Source organism: Nocardia sp. GP40 (assembly GCF_050434125.1).
Classification (GTDB): domain Bacteria; phylum Actinomycetota; class Actinomycetes; order Mycobacteriales; family Mycobacteriaceae; genus Nocardia; species Nocardia albiluteola.
The window spans coordinates 180,300-200,417 of the sequence record NZ_JBNPVW010000014.1; the positions used below are offsets into that span (position 1 = coordinate 180,300).

Annotated in this window: 19 protein-coding genes and 1 tRNA gene; 6 read left to right on the forward strand and 14 right to left on the reverse strand. The window is 68.3% G+C overall.

What is annotated here, in order from left to right; genetic code table 11:
* Positions 1-41: 41 nt before the first annotated feature.
* The 3 genes from purB to ABH933_RS34710 all read right to left on the reverse strand — a co-directional run bounded on the left by purB (position 42) and on the right by ABH933_RS34710 (position 3,715).
* Positions 42-1,463, reverse strand: coding sequence for an adenylosuccinate lyase (gene purB / locus ABH933_RS34700; RefSeq protein ID WP_429423920.1), 1,422 nt, complete (start codon positions 1,461-1,463; stop codon positions 42-44).
* 181 nt (positions 1,464-1,644) lie between these two features.
* Complete coding sequence (locus tag ABH933_RS34705; protein WP_215916080.1) at positions 1,645-2,367, reverse strand: TetR/AcrR family transcriptional regulator; 723 nt, start codon at positions 2,365-2,367, stop codon at positions 1,645-1,647.
* Positions 2,368-2,554: 187 nt separating this feature from the next.
* Positions 2,555-3,715, reverse strand: a complete 1,161-nt coding sequence (locus ABH933_RS34710) for a pyridoxal phosphate-dependent aminotransferase (protein ID WP_429423921.1) — start codon at positions 3,713-3,715, stop codon at positions 2,555-2,557.
* Positions 3,716-4,129: 414 nt separating this feature from the next.
* Between ABH933_RS34710 and ABH933_RS34715 the strand changes: the two genes are divergently transcribed.
* Positions 4,130-5,083: a M23 family metallopeptidase gene (locus ABH933_RS34715; RefSeq protein ID WP_429455208.1), complete on the forward strand. Its 954-nt coding sequence runs from the start codon at positions 4,130-4,132 to the stop codon at positions 5,081-5,083.
* A gap of 227 nt (positions 5,084-5,310) precedes the next feature.
* On the opposite strand, the gene purD is transcribed toward ABH933_RS34715, so the two are convergent.
* The gene (purD, locus tag ABH933_RS34720; RefSeq protein WP_429423923.1) at positions 5,311-6,588 is read right to left on the reverse strand and encodes a phosphoribosylamine--glycine ligase; all 1,278 of its coding nucleotides are present in this window, start codon (positions 6,586-6,588) and stop codon (positions 5,311-5,313) included.
* Positions 6,589-6,690: 102 nt separating this feature from the next.
* Between purD and ABH933_RS34725 the strand changes: the two genes are divergently transcribed.
* Positions 6,691-7,116 (forward strand): HIT family protein, encoded by a 426-nt coding sequence (locus ABH933_RS34725; RefSeq protein ID WP_429423924.1) that lies wholly within the window; start codon positions 6,691-6,693, stop codon positions 7,114-7,116.
* A gap of 15 nt (positions 7,117-7,131) precedes the next feature.
* On the opposite strand, the gene ABH933_RS34730 is transcribed toward ABH933_RS34725, so the two are convergent.
* The 3 genes from ABH933_RS34730 to ABH933_RS34740 all read right to left on the reverse strand — a co-directional run bounded on the left by ABH933_RS34730 (position 7,132) and on the right by ABH933_RS34740 (position 9,923).
* The gene (locus tag ABH933_RS34730; RefSeq protein ID WP_429423925.1) at positions 7,132-8,658 is read right to left on the reverse strand and encodes a sensor histidine kinase; all 1,527 of its coding nucleotides are present in this window, start codon (positions 8,656-8,658) and stop codon (positions 7,132-7,134) included.
* Positions 8,655-9,392, reverse strand: a complete 738-nt coding sequence (locus ABH933_RS34735; protein ID WP_429423926.1) for a response regulator transcription factor — start codon at positions 9,390-9,392, stop codon at positions 8,655-8,657. Before ABH933_RS34735 ends, ABH933_RS34730 begins: the two co-directional genes overlap by 4 nt.
* A 207-nt stretch (positions 9,393-9,599) precedes the next feature.
* On the reverse strand, positions 9,600-9,923 hold the full coding sequence (locus ABH933_RS34740) for a helix-turn-helix domain-containing protein (protein ID WP_429423927.1): 324 nt from the start codon (positions 9,921-9,923) through the stop codon (positions 9,600-9,602).
* 301 nt (positions 9,924-10,224) lie between these two features.
* Between ABH933_RS34740 and ABH933_RS34745 the strand changes: the two genes are divergently transcribed.
* Entirely contained in the window at positions 10,225-11,283 is a 1,059-nt protein-coding gene (locus ABH933_RS34745; protein ID WP_429423928.1) for an AraC family transcriptional regulator ligand-binding domain-containing protein, read from the forward strand.
* 49 nt (positions 11,284-11,332) lie between these two features.
* Here the strand turns inward: ABH933_RS34745 and ABH933_RS34750 are convergent.
* From ABH933_RS34750 to ABH933_RS34760, 3 genes are all read right to left on the reverse strand, one after another.
* Positions 11,333-11,407: transfer RNA gene (locus ABH933_RS34750), tRNA-Thr, on the reverse strand.
* Between the two features lie 141 nt (positions 11,408-11,548).
* Positions 11,549-11,791: an MbtH family protein gene (locus ABH933_RS34755; RefSeq protein ID WP_215916073.1), complete on the reverse strand. Its 243-nt coding sequence runs from the start codon at positions 11,789-11,791 to the stop codon at positions 11,549-11,551.
* A 224-nt stretch (positions 11,792-12,015) separates the two neighbouring features.
* Positions 12,016-12,849 carry an alpha/beta fold hydrolase gene (locus ABH933_RS34760; RefSeq protein ID WP_429423929.1) on the reverse strand — a complete coding sequence of 278 codons (834 nt, stop codon included), beginning with the start codon at positions 12,847-12,849 and terminating at the stop codon, positions 12,016-12,018.
* 204 nt (positions 12,850-13,053) lie between these two features.
* Between ABH933_RS34760 and ABH933_RS34765 the strand changes: the two genes are divergently transcribed.
* The 3 genes from ABH933_RS34765 to ABH933_RS34775 all read left to right on the forward strand — a co-directional run bounded on the left by ABH933_RS34765 (position 13,054) and on the right by ABH933_RS34775 (position 16,005).
* A complete protein-coding gene (locus ABH933_RS34765) occupies positions 13,054-13,221 on the forward strand; it encodes a hypothetical protein (RefSeq protein WP_169813300.1) in 168 nt (55 codons plus the stop codon).
* 78 nt (positions 13,222-13,299) lie between these two features.
* Positions 13,300-14,850, forward strand: coding sequence for an alpha,alpha-trehalose-phosphate synthase (UDP-forming) (locus tag ABH933_RS34770; RefSeq protein WP_429424063.1), 1,551 nt, complete (start codon positions 13,300-13,302; stop codon positions 14,848-14,850).
* 222 nt (positions 14,851-15,072) lie between these two features.
* On the forward strand, positions 15,073-16,005 hold the full coding sequence (locus ABH933_RS34775) for a hypothetical protein (protein ID WP_429423930.1): 933 nt from the start codon (positions 15,073-15,075) through the stop codon (positions 16,003-16,005).
* A gap of 20 nt (positions 16,006-16,025) precedes the next feature.
* On the opposite strand, the gene ABH933_RS34780 is transcribed toward ABH933_RS34775, so the two are convergent.
* Genes ABH933_RS34780 through ABH933_RS34795 form a run of 4 tightly spaced genes read right to left on the reverse strand, consistent with a single transcriptional unit; the run spans position 16,026 to position 20,117 of the window.
* Positions 16,026-16,523: a h domain protein gene (locus tag ABH933_RS34780; protein WP_429423931.1), complete on the reverse strand. Its 498-nt coding sequence runs from the start codon at positions 16,521-16,523 to the stop codon at positions 16,026-16,028.
* Positions 16,520-17,476, reverse strand: coding sequence for a hypothetical protein (locus ABH933_RS34785; RefSeq protein WP_429423932.1), 957 nt, complete (start codon positions 17,474-17,476; stop codon positions 16,520-16,522). Before ABH933_RS34785 ends, ABH933_RS34780 begins: the two co-directional genes overlap by 4 nt.
* The gene (locus tag ABH933_RS34790; protein WP_429423933.1) at positions 17,473-18,891 is read right to left on the reverse strand and encodes an MCE family protein; all 1,419 of its coding nucleotides are present in this window, start codon (positions 18,889-18,891) and stop codon (positions 17,473-17,475) included. Before ABH933_RS34790 ends, ABH933_RS34785 begins: the two co-directional genes overlap by 4 nt.
* Positions 18,888-20,117: an MCE family protein gene (locus ABH933_RS34795; protein WP_429423934.1), complete on the reverse strand. Its 1,230-nt coding sequence runs from the start codon at positions 20,115-20,117 to the stop codon at positions 18,888-18,890. Before ABH933_RS34795 ends, ABH933_RS34790 begins: the two co-directional genes overlap by 4 nt.
* Between the last annotated feature and the right edge of the window lies 1 nt (position 20,118).

A 20,118-nucleotide genomic window follows, 5' to 3' on the forward strand; every position in this document is an offset into this window, starting at 1 on the left:
CCCAGCCTACGTCCGGCCGCGCGCCTCGTCGCGACGCAGCGTCAGAGGATGGGCGAGGGGGTGTAGCGAGCCGCCTCGGGGTGGGCGTCCACCAGCTTCTGGACCTGGGCGATCACGTCGGCCACCTGCGCCTGCGCGGCCCCGATGAACGCCGAGCGATCGGCGAGGGCCGCATCCAGGGCGGCGCGGTCCAGGGGCATGCGGTCGTCGGCGGCCAGGCGGTCCAGCAGATCGGGCTCGCGGCCCTGCTCACGCATCGCCAGGGCGACGGCGACGGCATGCTCCTTGATGACCTCGTGCGCGGTTTCGCGGCCCACCCCCGCCCGCACCGCGGCCATCAGGATGCGGGTGGTGGCCAGGAACGGCAGGTAGCGGTTGAGCTCGCGCTCTATCACCGCCGGGTACGCGCCGAATTCGGCGAGCACCGTCAGGAAGGTCTCCAGCATGCCGTCGATGGCGAAGAACGCGTCCGGCAGCGCGACGCGGCGTACCACCGAACAGAACACGTCGCCCTCGTTCCATTGCGCCCCAGCCAGTTCCGCGGCCATCGAGGCGTAGCCGCGCAGCACCACCTGCAGGCCGTTGACCCGCTCGCAGGAGCGGGTGTTCATCTTGTGCGGCATCGCCGAGGAGCCCACCTGCCCGGGGGCGAAGCCCTCGGTGACCAGTTCGTGGCCCGCCATCAGGCGCACGGTGTGCGCGAAAGACGATGGGCCCGCACCGATCTGGACCAGTGCGGAGAGCACGTCGTGATCCAGCGACCGGGGGTAGACCTGCCCCACACTGGTGAGCACGGAGGCAAATCCCAAGTGGCGCGCCACCTTCTGCTCCAGCTGCGCCAGCTTCGCCACGTCCCCGCCGAGCAGATCGAGCATGTCCTGAGCGGTGCCCATCGGACCCTTGATGCCGCGCAAGGGATATCGGTCGATCAGCTCGCGCACCCGGGTCAGCGCGATCAGCACTTCGTCTGCGGCGGAGGCGAATCGCTTGCCGAGCGTGGTGGCCTGGGCGGCCACGTTGTGCGAGCGGCCGGCCATCACCAGCGCCTGGTATTCCGCGGCCCGCTCGGTCAATCGCGCGGCGACCGCGACACCGTGGGCGTAGACGTGCTCGAGGGAGAGCCTGATCTGCAGCTGCTCGACGTTCTCGGTGAGGTCGCGGCTGGTCATGCCCTTATGGATGTGCTCATGACCGGCGAGGGCGTTGAACTCCTCGATGCGGGCCTTCACGTCGTGCCGGGTGACCCGCTCGCGCTCGGCGATCGAGGCTAGATCGACCTGCTCGAGCACCCGCTCGTAGTCCTGGACGACGCCCGCGGGCACGTCGATCCCGAGCTCGGCCTGCGCCCGCAGCACCTCCAGCCACAGCCGGCGCTCGAGCACGATCTTGTGCTCGGGCGACCACAGCCGCACCAATTCGGGGCTGGCATAGCGGGTGGCGAGGACGTTAGGAACAAGGCTCACATCCGGTTAGTCTACGGATCGGCGCAGCTGGCATTGCCGGGGCTCCACCCTGTCGGGCGACAGTCGGGCCGCCACAGCCGAGACCGTTCGATGCACCCTCGACACCCCCGATGCCGCGCCGCCCGAGCCCGCGGCCCTCGGTCCGATGCGACGCCGGGCGACAAACCGCACTGCCGACGATCTATTCGCGATGCTGGACGGACTCGCCGCAATGCTGGACAGATTCCGTTCGGTGCGGCGGCGCGGCCGGATGCTGCGTGATCGCGTGTTGCGCGGCATGCGGGGGCATCGGGTGCTGCGGTGCGGGCGGGGCGATCACGTCGATCAGCTCGAGCAGCGCGCCGCGGGCCATCCGCCGCGGCTGCGGATCGAGTTCGGTGAGGGCCGCGACCACCGCGCCGTCGACCATCGCCACCAGCCTGCGGAGCTGTTCGGGGCGCACCACCCGATCGGACCGTCGCAGCACATCGGCCAGCAGTTCCTCGAGCTGACCCCGTAGCCGCAGCTGCACCTCGCGCAGCTCCGGATGCCGCGCCGAGGCAACCGAACGCTCGTACCGGGCGATCAGCCGCCCGCGCGTGTACTCGTCGGGGCCGTCGGCGCCGACCAGCAGGTCCAGGATCAGATCGACGGTCGCGTCGGCGCCGCGCCGGCGGTGCGGCACCTCGCCGATGCGCCGGCGCATCGCGTCGAGTTCCGCATTGCCGCTGAATTCGACCGCGCGCGCGATCAGATCCTCGAGCGAGTCGAAGTAGTACGTCGTCGAGGCCAGGGGGAGATCGGCGCGCGTGGCCACCGAGCGGTGACGGACGGCGTCGAACCCTCCCTCGAGTAACAGCTCGGCGGCTGCCGCGACCAACGCTTGGCGACGCCTTTCACCTTTCGGTGTCGTCGCGGTGATCACCGTGTCATCGTGCCAGTCATCATCGGTTCATCCGTACCAAATCGGTGCGATCTGTGACAATCCAGTTGAGTGGGGCGAATGTGCAAGCGGTGTTGAATACACAACCACCGTTTTTCTACCGCATCCGCGGCCTTCAGGTGGGAGAGTACGGAAAGTCTTTGCGGGACAATCCGGTTCAGGCACCCTATCAAGCGTCCAGGTAGCGGCCCAGCCGCACCAGCGCCTCCTCGATATCGGCCGTCGCGCCGGCGAAGGACATGCGCACCGTGTGGGTTCCGTTGACGGTGTCGAAGTCGATTCCCGGCGCCAGCGCGACGCCCGTGTGCGCCAGCACGTCCGCGCACCAGCGGGTCGAGTCGTCGGTGAGGTGCGCGATGTCGGCGTAGGCGTAGAAGGCGCCGTCGGCGGGCGCCAACTCGGTGATGCCCAGCTTGGGCAGGCCCTCGAGCAGCAGCGCACGGTTCCGTGCGTAGCGGCGCACGTGGCCGTCGAGTTCGCGCCGCGATTCGGGATCGAAGGCGTGAACCGCGGCATATTGGGAGACTGCGGGCGGGCATACCGTCATATTCGAGGCCAGCCGCTGTAAGGCTGGGCGCAATCCCGGCGGCACCAGCATCCAGCCCAGCCGCCAGCCCGTCATGGAGAAGTACTTCGACACCGAACCGATGACCACCGATTCCCGCGAGGTCTCCCAGGCGCACGCGGTCGGCGTCGAGCCGTCGTAGGAAATCCCGTGGTAGATCTCGTCGGAGATCAGCAGCGTGCCGTGCGCGTCGCACCAGCGGGCCAGCGCGGCCAGCTCGTCGGGGGCGATCATCGTCCCGGTCGGATTCGCCGGGCTCGCCACAATCAGGCCCGCGGGCGGTTCCGGCAGCGCCTCGAGCATCGCCACCGTCGGCTGGAAGCGGGTCTGCGCGCCGCAGTCGAGCTCGATGACGCGACACCCCAAGGCGGACAGCGTATTCCGGTATGCCGGATAGCCCGGCCGGGCCACCACCACGGTGTCGCCGGCATCGAAGGAGGCAAGGAAGATCAGGGTGAAGGCGCCCGATGATCCGGTGGTGACCACCACATCGTCGGCATCCACCTCGATGTCGTACCCGTCGCGGTGGTGCACGGCGATCGCCTCGCGCAGCTCGAGAGTGCCGAAAGTCTCGGTGTATCCGAGCAATTCGGCATCGAGGGCGGCCTTCGTGGCGCGCAGCACCGGGGCCGGCGCCGGGGTCGAGGGCTGCCCGGCGGCCAGCACAATCACATCGCCGTGGGTGCGGGCACGCTCGGCGGCCGCCTTCCACACATCCATGACGTAGAAGGACGGAACGGTCGACCGACGAGATTCACTGCGCACTCGATGACGGTAAAGCACGCGCCGATACCGCATGCGCGCAGCGGCCGCTAGCCGGGCTGAGTATCAGCGGTGATGCAGGATTCCCTGCTGCTCGAGAAAGTGGCCCAGGAGGGAGAAAATGCTGCCGAACGAGGTGACGATGGTGCCCACGAGAATTCCCTACACGAGGATGTAATACCTATTGCCGGGCGAGCCTACCTGGGCAAACGGGCTCCCGCGCGGCGTGAGAGCACCGCCACAGATCCGCCCATCCGATGGCCGCGCCAACGGCGATCCGGACAACCGCCCTGTTATCGTCGGCCAATGCCTTCCCGGGCGCGCACCAAGATCCCAGAGGGGAGTCGGACCATCGTCCGGCCCGACTGGCGCGTAAAGCTGGAGCGAGAGCGATTTCGCGGAGCCACCGGGGGCCAGATGCGACAGGAGCCCGAGCGACGCGGCGTCCGGGCCCGGATCGCCGCCTCGTTGCGCGGATTCCGAGCCCGCACCCTCGCCCCGGCACGCGGATTTCAAACCCGGGCAGTCGCCTCGCTACACGGGCTGCCGGGTCGCGTGGCGGGCGCGCGGGCATTGCTGCGCCGAGATTGGCGCGAGGACGTACAGGCCCGCTGGTCCGACGGGCGCGCCTGGGTGCTCGGGCACCGGGTACTGGTCGGCGGCATCGCGGTCGTGGCGCTGTTCGCGACCGCGGACGCCGTCCCGCCGCGACAGATGGACAGCACACCGACACTTGGTGCGGCACAACGGATTCCGGTCGCATACCCGCTGCAGGTCCAGGCCGATCCGGAGACCAGCGAACGGGATCTGGCGGCCATCGAGAACGGCGAGCGGCTGCGCGAGCAGGAGGTGGTGGCCGCGGCCTCGCAGGCCACCCTGGACCGCGCCAAGGCCGAGGCGGCCGCGGCGGTGGCGGGCCAGGCCGCGCCGTGGCTCGGCGACGGCGCCGCCGCCTCGCTGCCCGGCGGCATCGAATCCACCCTCGGCGGTTACGCGCTGCCCGCCCGCGGGGTGTTCAGCTCGGGCTACGGAATGCGCTGGGGCGGTTTCCATTACGGCATCGATATCGCCGCCCCGATCGGGTCACCCATCTACGCCGTCGCCGCCGGCACCGTGATCGACGCGGGCCCCGCACAGGGTTTCGGACTGTGGGTGCGCATCCGCCACGACGACGGCACCATCTCGGTATACGGCCACATGTACGACTTCTCGGTCTCGGTCGGCGAGCGCGTGCGCGCCGGTCAGCAGATCGCGCGCATCGGCAACCGCGGCGATTCCACGGGCCCGCACCTGCACTTCGAGATCCTCGTCAACGGCCAGCACGTAGATCCCCTGCCCTGGTTGGCCTTTCACGGGATCAAGATCACCTGACGCAGCGTGACCCTCAGGACCCGGGCAGGCAGCGCCTCGCATTCAGACCCGGACAAGCAGGGCATTCACACCCCGGCGGGAAACACGATGCACCCACACCCAGGTTGGGCAACGCGCCGCATTCAGAACCGGCCAAGTAGCGCAGCGCGTTCGGACGCACGCAGGCAGCGCATTCAGACCCGAGCGGGCAGCGCGCCGCATTCAGACCCGCGTCGGCAGCGCGACGTTCAGACCCGCGTCGGCAGCGCGATCCGATCCTCGACGGCGGGCAGGGCGATATCCGTGCGGTAGTGGCCGCCCGGCAGTTTGATCTTGGCAATGCGCTCGTAGGCGCGGGCGCGGGCCTCGGTGAGATCGGCGCCGGTGGCCACCACGTTCAGCACGCGGCCGCCCGCGGAGATCAGGCCGCCGTCCGCGCGCTGGGCCGTACCAGCATGCAGTACTTCGGTATTCGGCTCCACGGCCTCCACCCCGGCGATCAGATCGCCGGTGCGCGGGCGGCCCGGATAGTTCTCCGCCGCCAGCACCACCGTGATCGCCGAACCGTCCCGCCAGCGCGGGGCCTGCACCCGCGCGAGGGTGCCCGTGGCGGTGGCATTCAGGAGCTCGCCCAGCGGGCTGTCCAGCAGCGCCAGCACCGCCTGGGTCTCGGGATCGCCGAAGCGGCAATTGAATTCGATCACCGCGGGCCCCGCCTGGCCCATCGCGAGTCCGGCGTACAGCAGGCCCGAGAACGGAACCCCGCGCCGGACCATCTCGGTCGCAACGGGTTTCACCACGTCCTCGACGATCTCGCGCAGCGAGTCGGCGGGCAGCCACGGCAGCGGGGTGTAGGCGCCCATGCCGCCGGTGTTGGGCCCGGTATCGCCGTCACCGACCCGCTTGTGATCCTGCGCGGGCAGCAGCGGTATCACGGTCTCGCCGTCGACCAGGCAGAACAGCGATACCTCGGGACCGTCGAGGAACGACTCCAACAGCACCGGATGTCCCTGTTCGAGGAGCTCGGCGCCGTGGTCCCGGGCGGCGGAGCGATCGGCGGTCACCACCACGCCCTTGCCGGCGGCCAGGCCGTCGTCCTTGACCACCCAGGTCGGGCCGAAGCGATCCAGCGCAGCGTCCAGTTCACCGGGATGGTCGACGATCTCGCTGTGTGCGGTGCGCACCCCCGCCGCGACCATCACGTCCTTGGCGAAGGCCTTGGAGCCCTCGATCCGGGCGGCCGCGGCCGACGGGCCGAAACAGGCGATACCGGCCGCCCGCACCGCGTCGGCGATGCCGAGCACCAGCGGCACCTCGGGGCCGATCACCACCAGATCCGCCTCGTAGTCGGTGGCCAGGCCCACGACCGATTCGGCACTGGTCGGATCGACCGGCAGCACCTGCGCCTGCTGGGCGATACCCGGATTGCCGGGCGCGGCGCAGATCGCCGTGACCCCCGGATCCCGGCGCAGGGCGACGACCAGGGCGTGTTCACGGGCTCCTGAACCGATGACGAGTACGCGCACGCAGCACAGCTTAGGGGACGCGCGATTCCCGTGACGCAGGCATCGGCGCGGACGAGCGCACGATCGGATGACCCCGGGGCCCCGGGGCGTAATGTCCCCGGCATGGCTTCCGTTTTCAGCGCGATCATTGCCGGCCAGCTGCCAGGGCGATTCGTGTGGGAGGACGACGAATTCGTCGCCTTTCTGACCATCAATCCGATCACCCAGGGCCATACGCTCGTGGTCCCGCGCCGGGAGGTCGACCAGTGGCAGGACCTGGATCCGGAGGCGTTCGCGCGGATCAACGCCGTCGCCCAGAAGATCGGTCAGGCAGTACGCGCGGCCTGGGACGCGCCGCGCGCGGGCCTGCTGATCGCCGGGCTCGAGGTGCCGCACCTGCATCTGCACGTGTTCCCCGCCTTCTCGCTCGGGGACTTCAACATCTCCGGCGCGGATCCGGACCCGAGCAAGGAATCCCTCGACGAGGCTCAGGCCAAGATCAAGCAGGCCCTGCGCAACCTCGGCTACGGCGCCAACGTCCCGGAGTAAACGAAAGTAGACGCCTCAGGGCGCCTCGCGGGGCAGGTGCACCGAGAACACGGTGCCCTCGCCCGGCGCGCTCGCGCATCCGACGCGGCCGCCGTGCGCGGTGACCAGCGCCTGGACGATGGACAGGCCCAGCCCGGTGCCGCCCGTATCGCGGGTGCGGGAGGCGTCGGCACGGTAGAAGCGCTCGAACAGTCGCTCGGCTTCGCCGGGCGGCAGCCCGGGACCGGCGTCGGCGACCTCGAGCAGCACCTCCTCGGACGCGGGGGTCAGCCGGACGGTCACCGCGGCGTCGTGCGGGGTGTGGATGAGCGCATTGTTGAGCAGATTTCCCAGCACCTGGCGCAGCCGCGCCTCGTCGCCGGATATCTCCAGAGTGCCGTCACCCGAACGGATTTCGATATCGATGGGCCGCGGTGGCCCCTCCGGTCGCTGCGCGGCGTCGACCGCGCGCGCATTGTGCACCGCATCGCTGGCCAGCGCCAGCAGATCGACCGGCCGGCGCTCCAGCGGCCGCTGCGCGTCCAGGCGCGCGAGCATCAGCAGATCCTCCACCAGCAGGCTCATCCGGTTCGCCTCGCGCTCGATCCGGTTCATGAACATCTCCGGATCCGCAAGTGCCCCTTGCCGATACAGCTCCGCGAAGCCCTTGATCGTGGTCAGCGGGGTGCGCAGCTCGTGGCTGGCATCGGCGACGAAGCGCCGCATCTTGGCCTCCGAACGCCGCGCGGCCTCCTCCGAGGCCTCGGTAGCGGCGAAGGCCTGCTGAATCTGCGAGAGCATCCCGTTCAGCGACTGCGACAGCAGATCCACCTCGGTGTTGGTGCCGTGCACGGGAACTCGCCGATGCAGATCGCCGCCCGCGATCGCGGACGCGGTCTTCTCCACCTCGAGCAGCGGACGCAGGCTGCGCCGGATCACGAATTGCGCGACGACCGCCAGCGCCAGCAGCACCAGCGCGCCGACGATGACCTCGAGGCCGACCATCCGGTCGACGATGTTCTGGGTCTCCTGCAGCCGCAGCGCCACGACGCTGGTCCCGTCGGCGTTCGTCAGCCGCGCCGCGCGCCAGTGCTCACCCGGATTCCCCACCGAGCCCACCGTTCTCGGGTGACGCCCTAGATCGGACGGAATATCGGGGGCGCTGACGTTGGCGCCGAACTGGAACCGCACCACGCCCGAGGGATCCTGCACGCGCACGTAGAACAGCGACGGCGGCCGCTCCATCCCGTGCCGGTTGGGCAGTCTCTCGGGCGGCTGTGCACTGGGATTGGCGAATCCGCCGAGCGCGTCCCTGATCTGGGTGTCGACCCGGTCGATCAGGATCCGGTTCATCACCGAGGTCACCGCGACCCCCGACACCAGCAGACCGAGTCCGGCCAGCACCACCAGCGCGACGACCAGCGTCACCCGCAGCGGCACCGACGCGAACGACCGCGACAGAGTCCGTCGCGCCGCCCGCAAGGGTCTGATGCGGGGTGCGGGGGGCATATCGGCCACGGGGTCGGCGCCGGCAGTCTCGTCACCGAGCTGCCGAATGCTCATTTAGCCGCGGACTTGCTGCGACTGGGAGCTCGCATCACGTAGCCGACCCCGCGGAGCGTGTGAATCAGCCGGTCCGGTCCGGTGTCCACCTTCTTGCGCAGGTAGGAGACGTACGTCTCGACCACGCCGACCTCGCCGCCGAAGTCGTAGCGCCACACGTGGTCCAGGATGCGCGGCTTGCTCAGCACCGTGCCGGCGTTCACCATGAAATACCGCAGCAGCGTGAACTCCGTCGGAGACAGCGACACCGACTCCCCCGCCTTCCACACCTCGTGCGTGTCGTCGTCGAGCTCGATGTCCTCGAACCGGATCCGCGAGGATTTGCGCTCCTCGACCGCGTGACCGGAGCGGCGCAGAATCACCCGCAACCGCGCCACCACCTCCTCGAGGCTGAAGGGCTTGGTGACGTAGTCGTCGGCGCCGAGGGTGAGGCCGGTGACCTTGTCCTCCACCTCGTCGCGGGCGGTGAGGAACAGCACGGGCGACTCGATGCCGTCCGCCCGCAGCCGCCGCAGCAGCCCGAACCCGTCCATGCCCGGCATCATCACATCGACGATGAGCGCGTCGGGACGGAAGGTCTTGGCCTTGTCCAGGCCCTCTGCCCCGTTGTTGGCGGCCGCCACCTCGAAGCCCTGATATCGCAGGCTCACCGACAGCAGCTCGACGATCATGGGCTCATCGTCGACGACCAGAATCCTGGCCTCAGGGGTCCGATCCGCTGGCACACCGTTCATGCAGGCCATCGTCCTCCATGCAGGCTCGAACTCGCTGAACGTTGACTGGGAGTTTCCTGCGAGCGATCTGAAACTTCGATGAGAAGGCCCGGTGAGCAGCCGCTTCGGACCCTTATCGAGGGGTAACCCCCATCGCACCGGCGTGTTCGGAAGGCGTGTCGAATCCGGAAGACCGGACGCCGGGCACCGTGTAGCCGCTGGGCGCGGCTACACGTCGACGGTCGCGTTCGTGAGGTCCTCGGCCTGCCGGAACTTGTCGGCCATGGCGATCAGCATCGTCTGCGAGGTGTCCGAGAGCCCCGCGACGAGGCAGGCCAAGCGGCGCAGGCTGGGATCGGACAGCTCCGCGACCAGACCGAAGTCGTCGAGGCCGCCATCGAGCCCGTGCAGAAAGTACGGGTCGACGTCGAATTCCCGTGCCAGCGCATCGATCACGGTGACCGACGGGTTCGCGCGACGCCCGGTGCGCAGCTGGGACAGGTACGGCACGGACAGCCGGCAGCCGGTGGCGGCCATGCGCTCTGACTCCACACCCCGATTGTCCTTTTGTCGACAAAAACCATACCGATCGGGATCTTCGCAACTTGTCAGCGACACTCCCCGAGGCACCCGGCGGTCCACCGCCGGCGCCGAGTTCCGGCCCGGAAATCGGTTCCGAGCGTGCCCAAATGGCGTACCCTTCGAGTGCTGGTTGTCGGTCACATTTCTGCGGATAGCGGCCAACCATGCACTCCGGCATTGACCCGGAGCGACACGCCCCAAGTCAGTTGAAGTAGCTGCATGATTGCCTATACATATTGAGGGTGCTGGAGATTGGGGGATCATCTGCGTCATGCTCGACGATCCCTGGTGTGTGCGTTCGATTCACAGCGCGGCGACGCTGGTCGACTTCGCCGTTAGCCGAGGCATGACTCATGCCGCGGCGCTGGCCGGTACCGACCTGCGCGAGCGCGATCTGGAGGACCCGGGCGTCGAGATCGACATAGCGCAGGAATTCGGGATCATCGGCAACATCCTCTCCACGTCCGGCGACGAGCCGGGGCTGGGCCTGCTGGCCGGTTTCTCGGTGCGCCTGCCGATGCTGGGCAGCCTCGGGATCGCGCTGAGCAGTTGCTCGACCGTGGGCGAGATGATCGAGCTCTGGGTTCACTATGCCGATCTGTCCTTCGCCTACACCCGGCTCTCCCTCGCCGACGTCGATACCGAGGTGCTGGTGGCCCTCGACGCCGAGGTCGCGCCCGCCCGGGTGCGCCGGTTCGCGATCGAGCGCGACCTGGCAGTGATGCGCATTGTCCAGCGCGACCTGTTGAGCTGGGACATCGTCGTCAATCGGCTCGAGACGACGCTGTCGTACGCCCCGGTCTACGAGGCGGTCGGAAAGCTGCTCGGCATCCGCGAGATCGCGTTCGACCAGCCCGCGAACATCGTGGCACTGGATGCCGCGGACCTGCACCGTCCTATGCCACAGGCGAATTCGATCATGCGGCGGCAGTACGAGCAGATGTGCGAGCAGATCGTCGAAAGCCGCCGTACCCGCACGGGCCTGTCCGGGCAGGTACGCGCGCTGCTCATCCGGAACGGCCGGGTTGTCGATCAATCGGCAATCGCGGCGGACCTGCACATGAGCGTGCGCACGCTGCGCCGCCGGCTCGCCGACGAGGGCACCACGTTCCGCGAACTGGCTTGCGAGACAACGGGAATCCTGGCCGAGGAACTGCTGGCCACGGGCTGCACCGTCGGCACGGTCGCAAGCCGCCTCGGCTACTCCAGCGTGTCGGCCTTCGCGGCGGCATTCCGCGACCGGAGCGGCCAGACCCCCGGCCAGTTCGCGCGCTCGAATCGCACCTCTCCGCCCCGGATCCGTCCGGAGGACGACGGCGCCCCGGCCTGATCGGCCGAGGTCCGCCAGCGCTGTGCGCAAGCGATTTCGGACGTTCGGGTGGAGCCCCCTGTCAGGATTGAACTGACGACCTTCGCTTTACAAGAGCGGTGCTCTACCACTGAGCTAAGGAGGCATAGAAAAGCGTTGCCCATCATAACCGGGAGACCGGCTGGGCGGAAAAACCCGCGTTCAGCGGGGCGGGAGCGGGCGCGGTGACCGCAGGAGGGGGCCTGCGGTCACCGGTCTGCCGGTCCCTGGCGGTATCGAACCGCGATCAGGACTGGGTGCCCTGGCGGGCCGCGTCGTCCGCGGCCATGGCGTCGCGCAGGCTCTTGGGACGCATGTCCGTCCAGTTCTTCTCGACGTATTCGACGCAGGCGGCCCGGCTGTCCTCACCGAACACGACCCGCCAACCGGCCGGAACCTCCGCAAAGGACGGCCACAGGGAATGCTGTTCCTCGTCGTTGACCAGAACGAAGAAGCGGCCGTCCTCGTCGTCGAAGGGGTTGGTGCTCATTTCACCTCACTGATACTGGCGTCGTGTGTATGGGAACGCGCTTTGGGTACGAACAACGCGGGATGTCCGTGCGGAACTGGCCCATCCGTAATGTCGACCCTAGCAAGGAGAGCGTTACGTGTCGGGGGCTACCGCCCCGGTAACAGCAACCTGGCAGACATCGGGCCGGAAATGCATGGAAAGCCCCGCACAATGCGGACTTGGCGGCCGCGGGGCGGGCGGGTTCAGCCCACGAAGAACTCCAGCAGCACCTTGTTCACGGCCTCGGGACGTTCCAGGTATCCGAAATGCCCGGCATCGGGAATCTCCTGATAACGGGCGGCGGGGATGACCTGAGCCAGCTCGCGCGACAGGTACGGCGGAATCATCCGGTCGTCGGCGAATCCGATCGACAGGCACGGCACCTTGATGCCGCGATAGGCCTGCAGCCGGTCGAAGTCGTGATCCATGGCCCGCTGCGCCCGGATCCCGGGGCTGACCGGCCCGCCGGTGAATTCGAACAGGTCCAGCCAGTCGCGCGCGGAATCGGCGTTCGCGAGGGTGGCCGGGGACAGGTTCATCACCGCGGTCAGCGCGGCCTCGTACTTGGCGGGCAGCTGCACCCCGCTGGCGTCGAGTTCGTGCTCCCCCAGCGACAGCGTCTTCTGGAACTGGTCCAGCCGCCCGTGCCCGGCCATGAAGACCGCCTTGCGCACCAGGTCGGGGCGGGCCAGCGCGAGTTCCTGCGCCACCCGCGCACCCATCGAGGTGCCCGCGACCAGCGCCGGGCCCTCGTCCAGGAATTCGATCAGCGCGGCGGTGTCGCGCACCAGATCGTCGATGTGCATCCCGGAGGCGGCCTCGAAGGACGGCGCGATGCCGCGATTGTCGAAGGTGCACACCCGGTATCCGGCCGCGACCAGCGCGGGAACCTGGTGCAGTTCCCAGACCCGGCCCCCGCTCCCGGTGCCCATGATCAGCACGACCAGCGGCGCGGCGCCCTTGATATCGGTGCCCTTGGCTTTGTCCCCCTTCACCGAATAGTTCAGTGCGATTCCGTTCACCGTGGCCAACGGCATGATGCTGGAGCCCCTTTCCTCGACGCTTGCCTGATTTCTCACGGTATAGGTCGGCGGTGTGCTGATGTTTCACCGGCCCATCTCCCCGGATTGCGGTTGGGCCCCGGTATGGACCGACCGAACTGCACCGATACCGGGGCCGGATACGATGGGCGTTCCACACCTGTGAGAAACCTCCGAATTCGACCTGAGAGGACGATGATGATGGCCGCGAAGGGCGCCAACGACATCGCGGACGACGATCTGGAACCGCTCGCCGACGAGACCGCTCGACAGGCTCAGCGCGTCGTCGCCGCCTACGCTGAGGACGCGGACGAGTGCCGGATGCTGCTGTCGATGCTGGGCATCGGGCCCAGCGGACGCGGCGAATAACCGGCACGTTCCTTTCGCCACAACTACACAAGGGCTTATCCTGCCCCCGGCAGACCGGAGTATCCAGCAATGGACCAGATGAGCGCCACCCCGACCGATCCGTACAGACCGGGCGCCGAGGCTGCCACGCACCCCGGCGCCGCGCAGGGCGCGGGATCGGGTTTCGTCGTCGTCGCCAACCGGTTGCCGGTCGACCTCGAGCGTCTGCCGGACGGCACGACACGATGGAAGCGCAGCCCCGGCGGCCTGGTCACCGCGCTGGAACCGGTATTGCGCAACAACAACGGCGCCTGGGTCGGCTGGGCCGGGGTCCCAGACGTCGATATCGACCCCATCATCGAGGACGGCCTGGAGCTGTATCCGGTCCCGCTCACGGCCGACGAGGTCTCCGACTACTACGAGGGTTTCTCCAACGCCACCCTGTGGCCGCTCTATCACGACGTGATCGTGCGCCCGGAGTACCGGCGGCACTGGTGGACCGCCTATGTCGAGGTCAACCGCCGATTCGCCGAATTCACCGCGAAGGTGGCCGCCGAGGGCGCGACGGTCTGGGTGCAGGACTATCAGCTCCAGCTGGTGCCGAAGATGCTGCGCATGCTGCGCCCGGATCTGACCATCGGCTTCTTCCTGCACATCCCGTTCCCGCCGGTGGAGCTGTTCATGCAGATGCCGTGGCGGCGGGAGATCGTGGAGGGGCTGCTGGGCGCCGATCTGATCGGCTTCCATCTGCCCGGCGGCGCACAGAACTTCCTGTACCTGGCCAGACGTCTTGCCGGACAGCCGACTTCGCGCGGCACGGTCGGCGTGCGCTCGAAACTCGGTGTGGTACAGGTAGGTTTCCGGACGGTGCGGGTGGGCGCGTTCCCGATCTCCATCGCCTCGGCCGAGCTGGACGAGCAGTCCCGGCGGCGCAGCGTGCGCGAGCGGGCCATGCAGATCCGCGCGGAGTTGGGCAATCCCAAATACATTCTGCTGGGCGTGGATCGACTCGATTACACCAAGGGCATCGATATCCGCCTGGCCGCACTCGAGGAGCTGCTGCGCGAGGGCCGCATCGATCCGTCCGAGACGGCGATGGTGCAGCTGGCCACGCCCAGCCGCGAACGGGTGGAGAGCTACATCCAGATGCGCGGGGACATCGAGCGTCAGGTGGGCCGCATCAACGGCGAGTACGGGCGCGTCGGATATCCGGTGGTGCACTACCTGCACCGGCCGATCCCCCGGGACGAGTTGCTGGCCTTCTTCGTCGCCGCGGACGCCATGCTGGTGACCCCGCTGCGCGACGGGATGAATCTGGTCGCCAAGGAGTACGTCGCCAGCCACAGCGGCCTCAACGGCGCGTTGGTGCTGAGCGAATTCACCGGCGCCGCCGCCGAACTGCGGCAGGCCTACCTGTGCAATCCGCACGACCTGGACAGCGTCAAGGACGCCATCATCTCCGCGCTCACCGACGACGCCGACACCCGCCGGCGTCGCATGCGGGCGATGCGGCGCCAGGTGCTGGCGCACGACGTCGACCGCTGGGCGCGGGCGTTTCTCGATGCGCTGGCCCAGGACGGGGTGGCCGGCAGCGCGTTGCTCAGCGACATGGACACCGATCCGGACAGCGATGTGAATCAGGGGCGCTGAGGGGCGTCGCAGTCGGACACCGGGAGCGATTCCTAGCTCGCCCGAGGCTTCCTACCGTTGGGAAGTAACCCGCCGCCCGGACGTGGAAAAATAATCTCGATGATTTTTACGCCACGGAAGTTGTTGGCTACCAACACTTGTGGCGAGACTCGCGGCATGTCGAGGCTCCGCGGCACGCTGCTCACCCGGTGTCCGGCCGACGATGCGTAGAGGCGGGTCGTGATGACGAAACCAACTCCCTGGGGGGCGTCCGGTGCTACGTCGCGTCCGGTCACCACTCCCCCGCAGACGTCCGGCGCCACCTCACGCCCCATCATCACTGCCACGCAGACTATCGCCGCCGGGGAGGCGGTCGGCACCGCGACGCAGGTGCTCGTCGAACCCGCACCGGCAGGCACCGCGCATGAGTCCGCCGCCGCGGAGATGCCCGGGACCGCCGCCTCCGAGGCCGTCGCGGCGCTGCCGCCCGGCGCCGCTACCCCCGCACCGCCCTCCTCGACGGCGTCGCTCGCCGGAACGCTGCCCGGCAGCCCGCGGCTCGCGCGGACCTGGCCCTATGCCCTGGCCGCGGTGGGATGCATCGTGTACTTCTGCCTGATGTTCAAACCCTGGCTGACGGCCGCGAACTGGAGCGGCTCGGTCACCTGCAACGCCTTCGGCACCATCACGACCAGCACCAGCCACCTCTCGCTCTGGTCGCCGTACAACCCGCCCGGCGCTCACGTCAACGGCGTGTACGCGCTTATCGCCAGCGTCCTGGTCTTCGTCGCGGTGCTGGCGGCGATGGAGACGATACGCAGCGGCAATCCGATGGCCGCCACCATCGTTGCCGGTGCGGCGCTGGGGGTTACGGTGCTGGCCCTGATCGACATGTTCTACCTCTACACCAAGATCGGCGAGGTGCAGGCGACGGTCTCGTCCGACAAGGATCTGGGCATGCAGCTGGGACTGGTGGTCAGCACGCTGCGAGGCACAGGCAGCTACCCCTGGCCGGGGAAGAAGGTCACGCTGGACACCGCCAACCTGACCGATTGGGCGTTCATTTCGCCGGCGGTCGTCTTCGGATTGTCGTTGATCGCCATGATCCGGTCGTTGAACGACGGGCGGCGAGCGATCACGACGGCCGTCCGTTTCGTGGTCAAGCAGGTCTTCTGACCGTGCCGGCGGCCAGGGCCCTAGATCGGGGTGACGTTCCCGACCAGCCAGCGCCCGTTGTCCCGCTCCAGGTTCACCCGGACGCGGCTGGGGGTCACGGTCCCCTGCGGCGAATCCTTACCGGTGGTCACCTGGTTCAGGTACAGCAGCACGACAGCGTGCGAACGGTCCGCGGAGACGATGCCCGCGGCCTGCGTGGTGGCGTGAACCGTGAGCTGTTTTTCCTTGGCGCCCTTGGCGATCACGTCGGTCACCAGCTTCATGTAGTCGGCGCGGAAGCTGGGCGTGAGGCTCGGCCCGATCTTGGGAAGTTCGGTGTCGACGCTGTGATAGTCGTAGCTGAACATGGATTCGACGCTTTGCCGGGCGGCGGCGACGGACTGGGTGCGCGCCTGCTCGGTCTGACGGTCGGACCACACCTTGAATCCGGAGAACCCGCCGACGACGCCCGCGGCCACGAAAAGGATTGCTGCGCAGACGATCAGAACGGCGCGCAGATTGTTCTTGATGCTTGTCATGCCACGAACTCCACCTTCGAGCCGGTCATCTGCCCGGAATCGTCGCGGGCGACGGTGATCCGGAAGCGGTAGTAGCGCTGCTGAGGGTCGGGCGAACCGGCGTTGGTCAACGTCTGCTTGGCCGCGACCAGCACCACGGCGTTGTGCGCGTCCTCGCTCTCGATCGCCGCCTCGATGACCTCACCGGTGGCCTTGACCTTGGCCTGCTGAATGACCTGCGCGTAGGCATCCTTGCGCTGGGTGTATTCGACCTTCAGGTCACCCGAGGCCACCGCCAGTACCCGGTCGATATCCTGCGGCGCGGTATCACCGGAGATATCGGTCAGATTCAGCACGACCTGCTTGGCGGTCTGCACGTATGCCGCGCGCCGCTCCTGCAGCGCGTTCACCTGGTGCTGGTGGTAGATCAGGAAACCGCCGGAGCCGAGCATGACCAGTGCCGATACCGCCGCGACCGCCGCGGCGATCCAGCCGATCCAGCCGAGCCTGCGAGACGGTTCCCCGTCCGATTCCGCGGAATCCGCTGCCGGAGCGGCGGAGTCGGAGGGAACGGCCTGCGGCGTCCACAGCTCGGCGCCCGAATCGGTCGCGGATTTCGCCGGAACCGGCTCGGCGGCGTCGATTTTCACCGTGGCGTTCGCAGCCTCGGCCGGAACCGGCTCGGCGGCGTCGAGTCTCACCGTGGCGTTCGCAGCCTCGGCCGAAACCGGCTCTGCAGCTTCCGATTTCACCGTGACGTCCGACTCTGCGATGGGCTCGTCCACCGGGACCGCGGCCGCGCCGCCGACCGCCTCGGACGCGTCCGGCTGCACCGCGGCGGCGGTCGACCGGACGGTGGGCTCAACGCTCTCGACCACCGGTGCCGCGGACTGCTCGACACCCTCGCCCGCCGGTCCGGCGGGCCGCACGACGCGGCGCCGCTGCCGCCCACCTCGCTTTTCCGGTTCAGTCACTGCTGCTGCTCCTCTAACATCGCCTGCAGACTGGACGGCACTGTACCCGAACCGTTCGAGGCGATATCGCCCTCACGGTAGGTGCGGCCGTCCGGCCCCAGGAAGGTGCCGGTGCCCGGATCGTATTGCCGATTCTCGAACGAGGCCGGATGGATGGCCGCCGGAGCGGGGGAATTGTCCGCGGCCGGCACCCCGCCTCCGATCGGCGGCAGGTTGGGTCCCTGCGGCACGTAACCGCGCGGATCGTCGCACAGCTCGACCGAGGGCGCCCGCTTGCCGGGATGATCGGCACACGGGAAGTTGCGGATGCCGCGCACCGCCTCCGGGGCGTTCTGCGCGACCTTGCAGTACAGGTTCGGAGGCGTGTCGGGGGTAGTGAGGTCGGCCGGCGAGCGCCACTGGCTCGGCGGCAGGAAACCCGTCAGGCAGCCCGCCGGGTCGTTCAGCCCGAGCGCGAAATCCACACGCACACCATATTTTTCGGGGTTGGTACCGCTCTTCGCGGCGGTCATCAGCGCCGACATCAACGGCGGGAACACGACCAGGACCTGTTGCAGCCCAGCGTGATACGTGACGCCCACCTGGCCGAGGCTCACGAGGTTCGACAGCAGGATCGGCAGTGTCGGCTTCAGGTCCTGGAAGGTCGAGGAGATCTTCTCGGCCGAGGACGGGGTCTGCTCGATCAACTTGCGCAGCGACGGATCGTGTTGGCGCAGTTGATCGGTGACGGTCGCCAGATCGCGGGTCCATTCGTGAATGGCCGCGGCCGACTGGTTCTGGGTGTCGAGCAACGGACCGACCTTGTCCAGCAGGTCCTTGGTCTCGGCGGTGTTCGCCTTCGCCTCCTGCACCAGCAGCGAGGCGGAGTCGATGAACCTGCCCAGATCCGGGCCGGCGCCGTCGAACGCGATGAACGCCTCGTCGATCACCTGCTGCAGCTTGGTGTCGCTGATGCTCACCAGCAGCCGGTTCGCCTGGTCGAGCATGGCGCCGACATCCTGCGGCAGACGGGTGCGCTCGGCGGGAATGACCGCGCCGTCGGCGAGATTGTGGCTGCTCGCCGACGCCGGCGGCACCAGGTCCACATACTGCTCGCCGATGGCGGACACGCTCTTGATATCGGCGTTCACGTTGTCGGGCACCTTGGCGTCGCTGTTGATCGACAGCTTCGCCTGGACGCCGTCGGGCGTGAGCAGGACCTTCTCGACCTTGCCGATATTCGTGCCGCGGTAGGCCACATTGGCCGTGGGATACAACCCACCGGTGGCCGGCAGATCGACCGTCACGGTGTGGCGCCCGATGCCGAACACCATCGCCGGCAGGTGCACGTACACCCCGGCCATCACGACGATGCCGACCAGCGTCAGCACCGCGAAGATGACCAGCTGCGTCCGGACGAATCTGGTGAGCTTCATCGACCCGAGCCTCCTTGCGGCGCAGTCGGAGCCGTCAATCCGGGGATGGACGGGAGGCCGGGGATCGGCGGCAGTCCGGGAATGCCCGGCTTGGGCGGCCCCTGCAGCGGTCCCTGCACGGGATCACCCTTCACGCCGCCGGTTCCGGCGAAGGTGCCCAACGCGGCCTCGACGCCGTACTTCGCCTGCACGCCGCCGAAGTGGCCGCCGAGCGACGTGCCGGTCAGGAAGTTCGAGTCCAGGCGCGGCGCGGTGACGTCGTAGGTGACGTAGAGGTTGAAGAAGTCGCCCTTGATCGCCTTGTCGATCTGGAAGACCGGGAAGGGGAAGGTGAACAGCGCCTGCAGCGCGGTCGTCAGGTTGTTGCCGGTGTCGGCGAGGCCCTTCAGCACCGGCCACAGATCCGCGAGCTCCGCCTTCAGGTTGTCCCCGCCCTGGTTGATGATCTGATCGACGACGGCGCTGAGATCGCCCAGCGAGGTGATCGTCTTGGTAATGGTCGGACGACGATCCGCCAGCACCGTCAGCGCCGGATGAATGTTCTGGATGGCATTGGCCACGTCATCCTTCTGCCTGGCAAGCACTCCGCCGAAATGATCGAGCCCGTTCATCGCGTTGATGATGTCGCCGGTCTGCTGATTCAGCGACGCCGTCAGCTGCTGCAGCTGCGGGATCAGGTCGCGAATGTTGTTCTCGCGCCCGGAAAAAGTCGCGTTCAGCTCGTGCGTGATGGTCTGCAGCTGCGAGATGCCGCCGCCGTTGAGCACCACCGACAGCGACGAGAGCGTCTGCTCGGTGGTCGGGTACACCCCGGCATGGGCCAGCGGAATGAGATCGCCGTTCTTCAGCTGTCCCTGCGGCGGGGTATCGGTCGGCGCGGCCAGTTCGACGTGATTGCTGCCCAGCAGACTGGTCTGGCCCACGCTGGCCACGGTGTTCTCCGGCAGCTGCACGCCCTTGTCGAGGCTGACGGTGACCAGCGCGTGCCAGTCCTGGACCTCGATCGAGGTCACCGTGCCGACCGTGACGTCGTCGACCATCACCGGCGAATTGCGGGTGAGGGTGGTGACATTCGGCATCTGAATGCGCACCTGCCACGAGCCCGCCCCCGTTCCGGCCGCGCCGGGCATGGGCAGCGTGTTCAGGCCGTCCCACTGACATCCCGTGGCGCCCAACAGCACCGCGAGCCCGACCGCCGCGCCGGCAACGCGCTTTCGCGTCCGCATC

Coding starts and splice junctions, on each gene's coding strand:
- ABH933_RS34765 (WP_169813300.1), top strand. CDS start 13,054: ATGGCCGCGAAGGGCGCCAACGACATCGCGGACGACGATCTGGAACCG.
- ABH933_RS34790 (WP_429423933.1), bottom strand. CDS start 18,891: ATGAAGCTCACCAGATTCGTCCGGACGCAGCTGGTCATCTTCGCGGTG.
- ABH933_RS34795 (WP_429423934.1), bottom strand. CDS start 20,117: ATGCGGACGCGAAAGCGCGTTGCCGGCGCGGCGGTCGGGCTCGCGGTG.
- ABH933_RS34760 (WP_429423929.1), bottom strand. CDS start 12,849: ATGCCGTTGGCCACGGTGAACGGAATCGCACTGAACTATTCGGTGAAG.
- ABH933_RS34730 (WP_429423925.1), bottom strand. CDS start 8,658: ATGAGCATTCGGCAGCTCGGTGACGAGACTGCCGGCGCCGACCCCGTG.
- ABH933_RS34755 (WP_215916073.1), bottom strand. CDS start 11,791: ATGAGCACCAACCCCTTCGACGACGAGGACGGCCGCTTCTTCGTTCTG.
- ABH933_RS34745 (WP_429423928.1), top strand. CDS start 10,225: ATGCTCGACGATCCCTGGTGTGTGCGTTCGATTCACAGCGCGGCGACG.
- ABH933_RS34735 (WP_429423926.1), bottom strand. CDS start 9,392: ATGAACGGTGTGCCAGCGGATCGGACCCCTGAGGCCAGGATTCTGGTC.
- ABH933_RS34770 (WP_429424063.1), top strand. CDS start 13,300: ATGAGCGCCACCCCGACCGATCCGTACAGACCGGGCGCCGAGGCTGCC.
- ABH933_RS34715 (WP_429455208.1), top strand. CDS start 4,130: ATGCGACAGGAGCCCGAGCGACGCGGCGTCCGGGCCCGGATCGCCGCC.
- ABH933_RS34775 (WP_429423930.1), top strand. CDS start 15,073: ATGACGAAACCAACTCCCTGGGGGGCGTCCGGTGCTACGTCGCGTCCG.
- ABH933_RS34725 (WP_429423924.1), top strand. CDS start 6,691: ATGGCTTCCGTTTTCAGCGCGATCATTGCCGGCCAGCTGCCAGGGCGA.
- ABH933_RS34780 (WP_429423931.1), bottom strand. CDS start 16,523: ATGACAAGCATCAAGAACAATCTGCGCGCCGTTCTGATCGTCTGCGCA.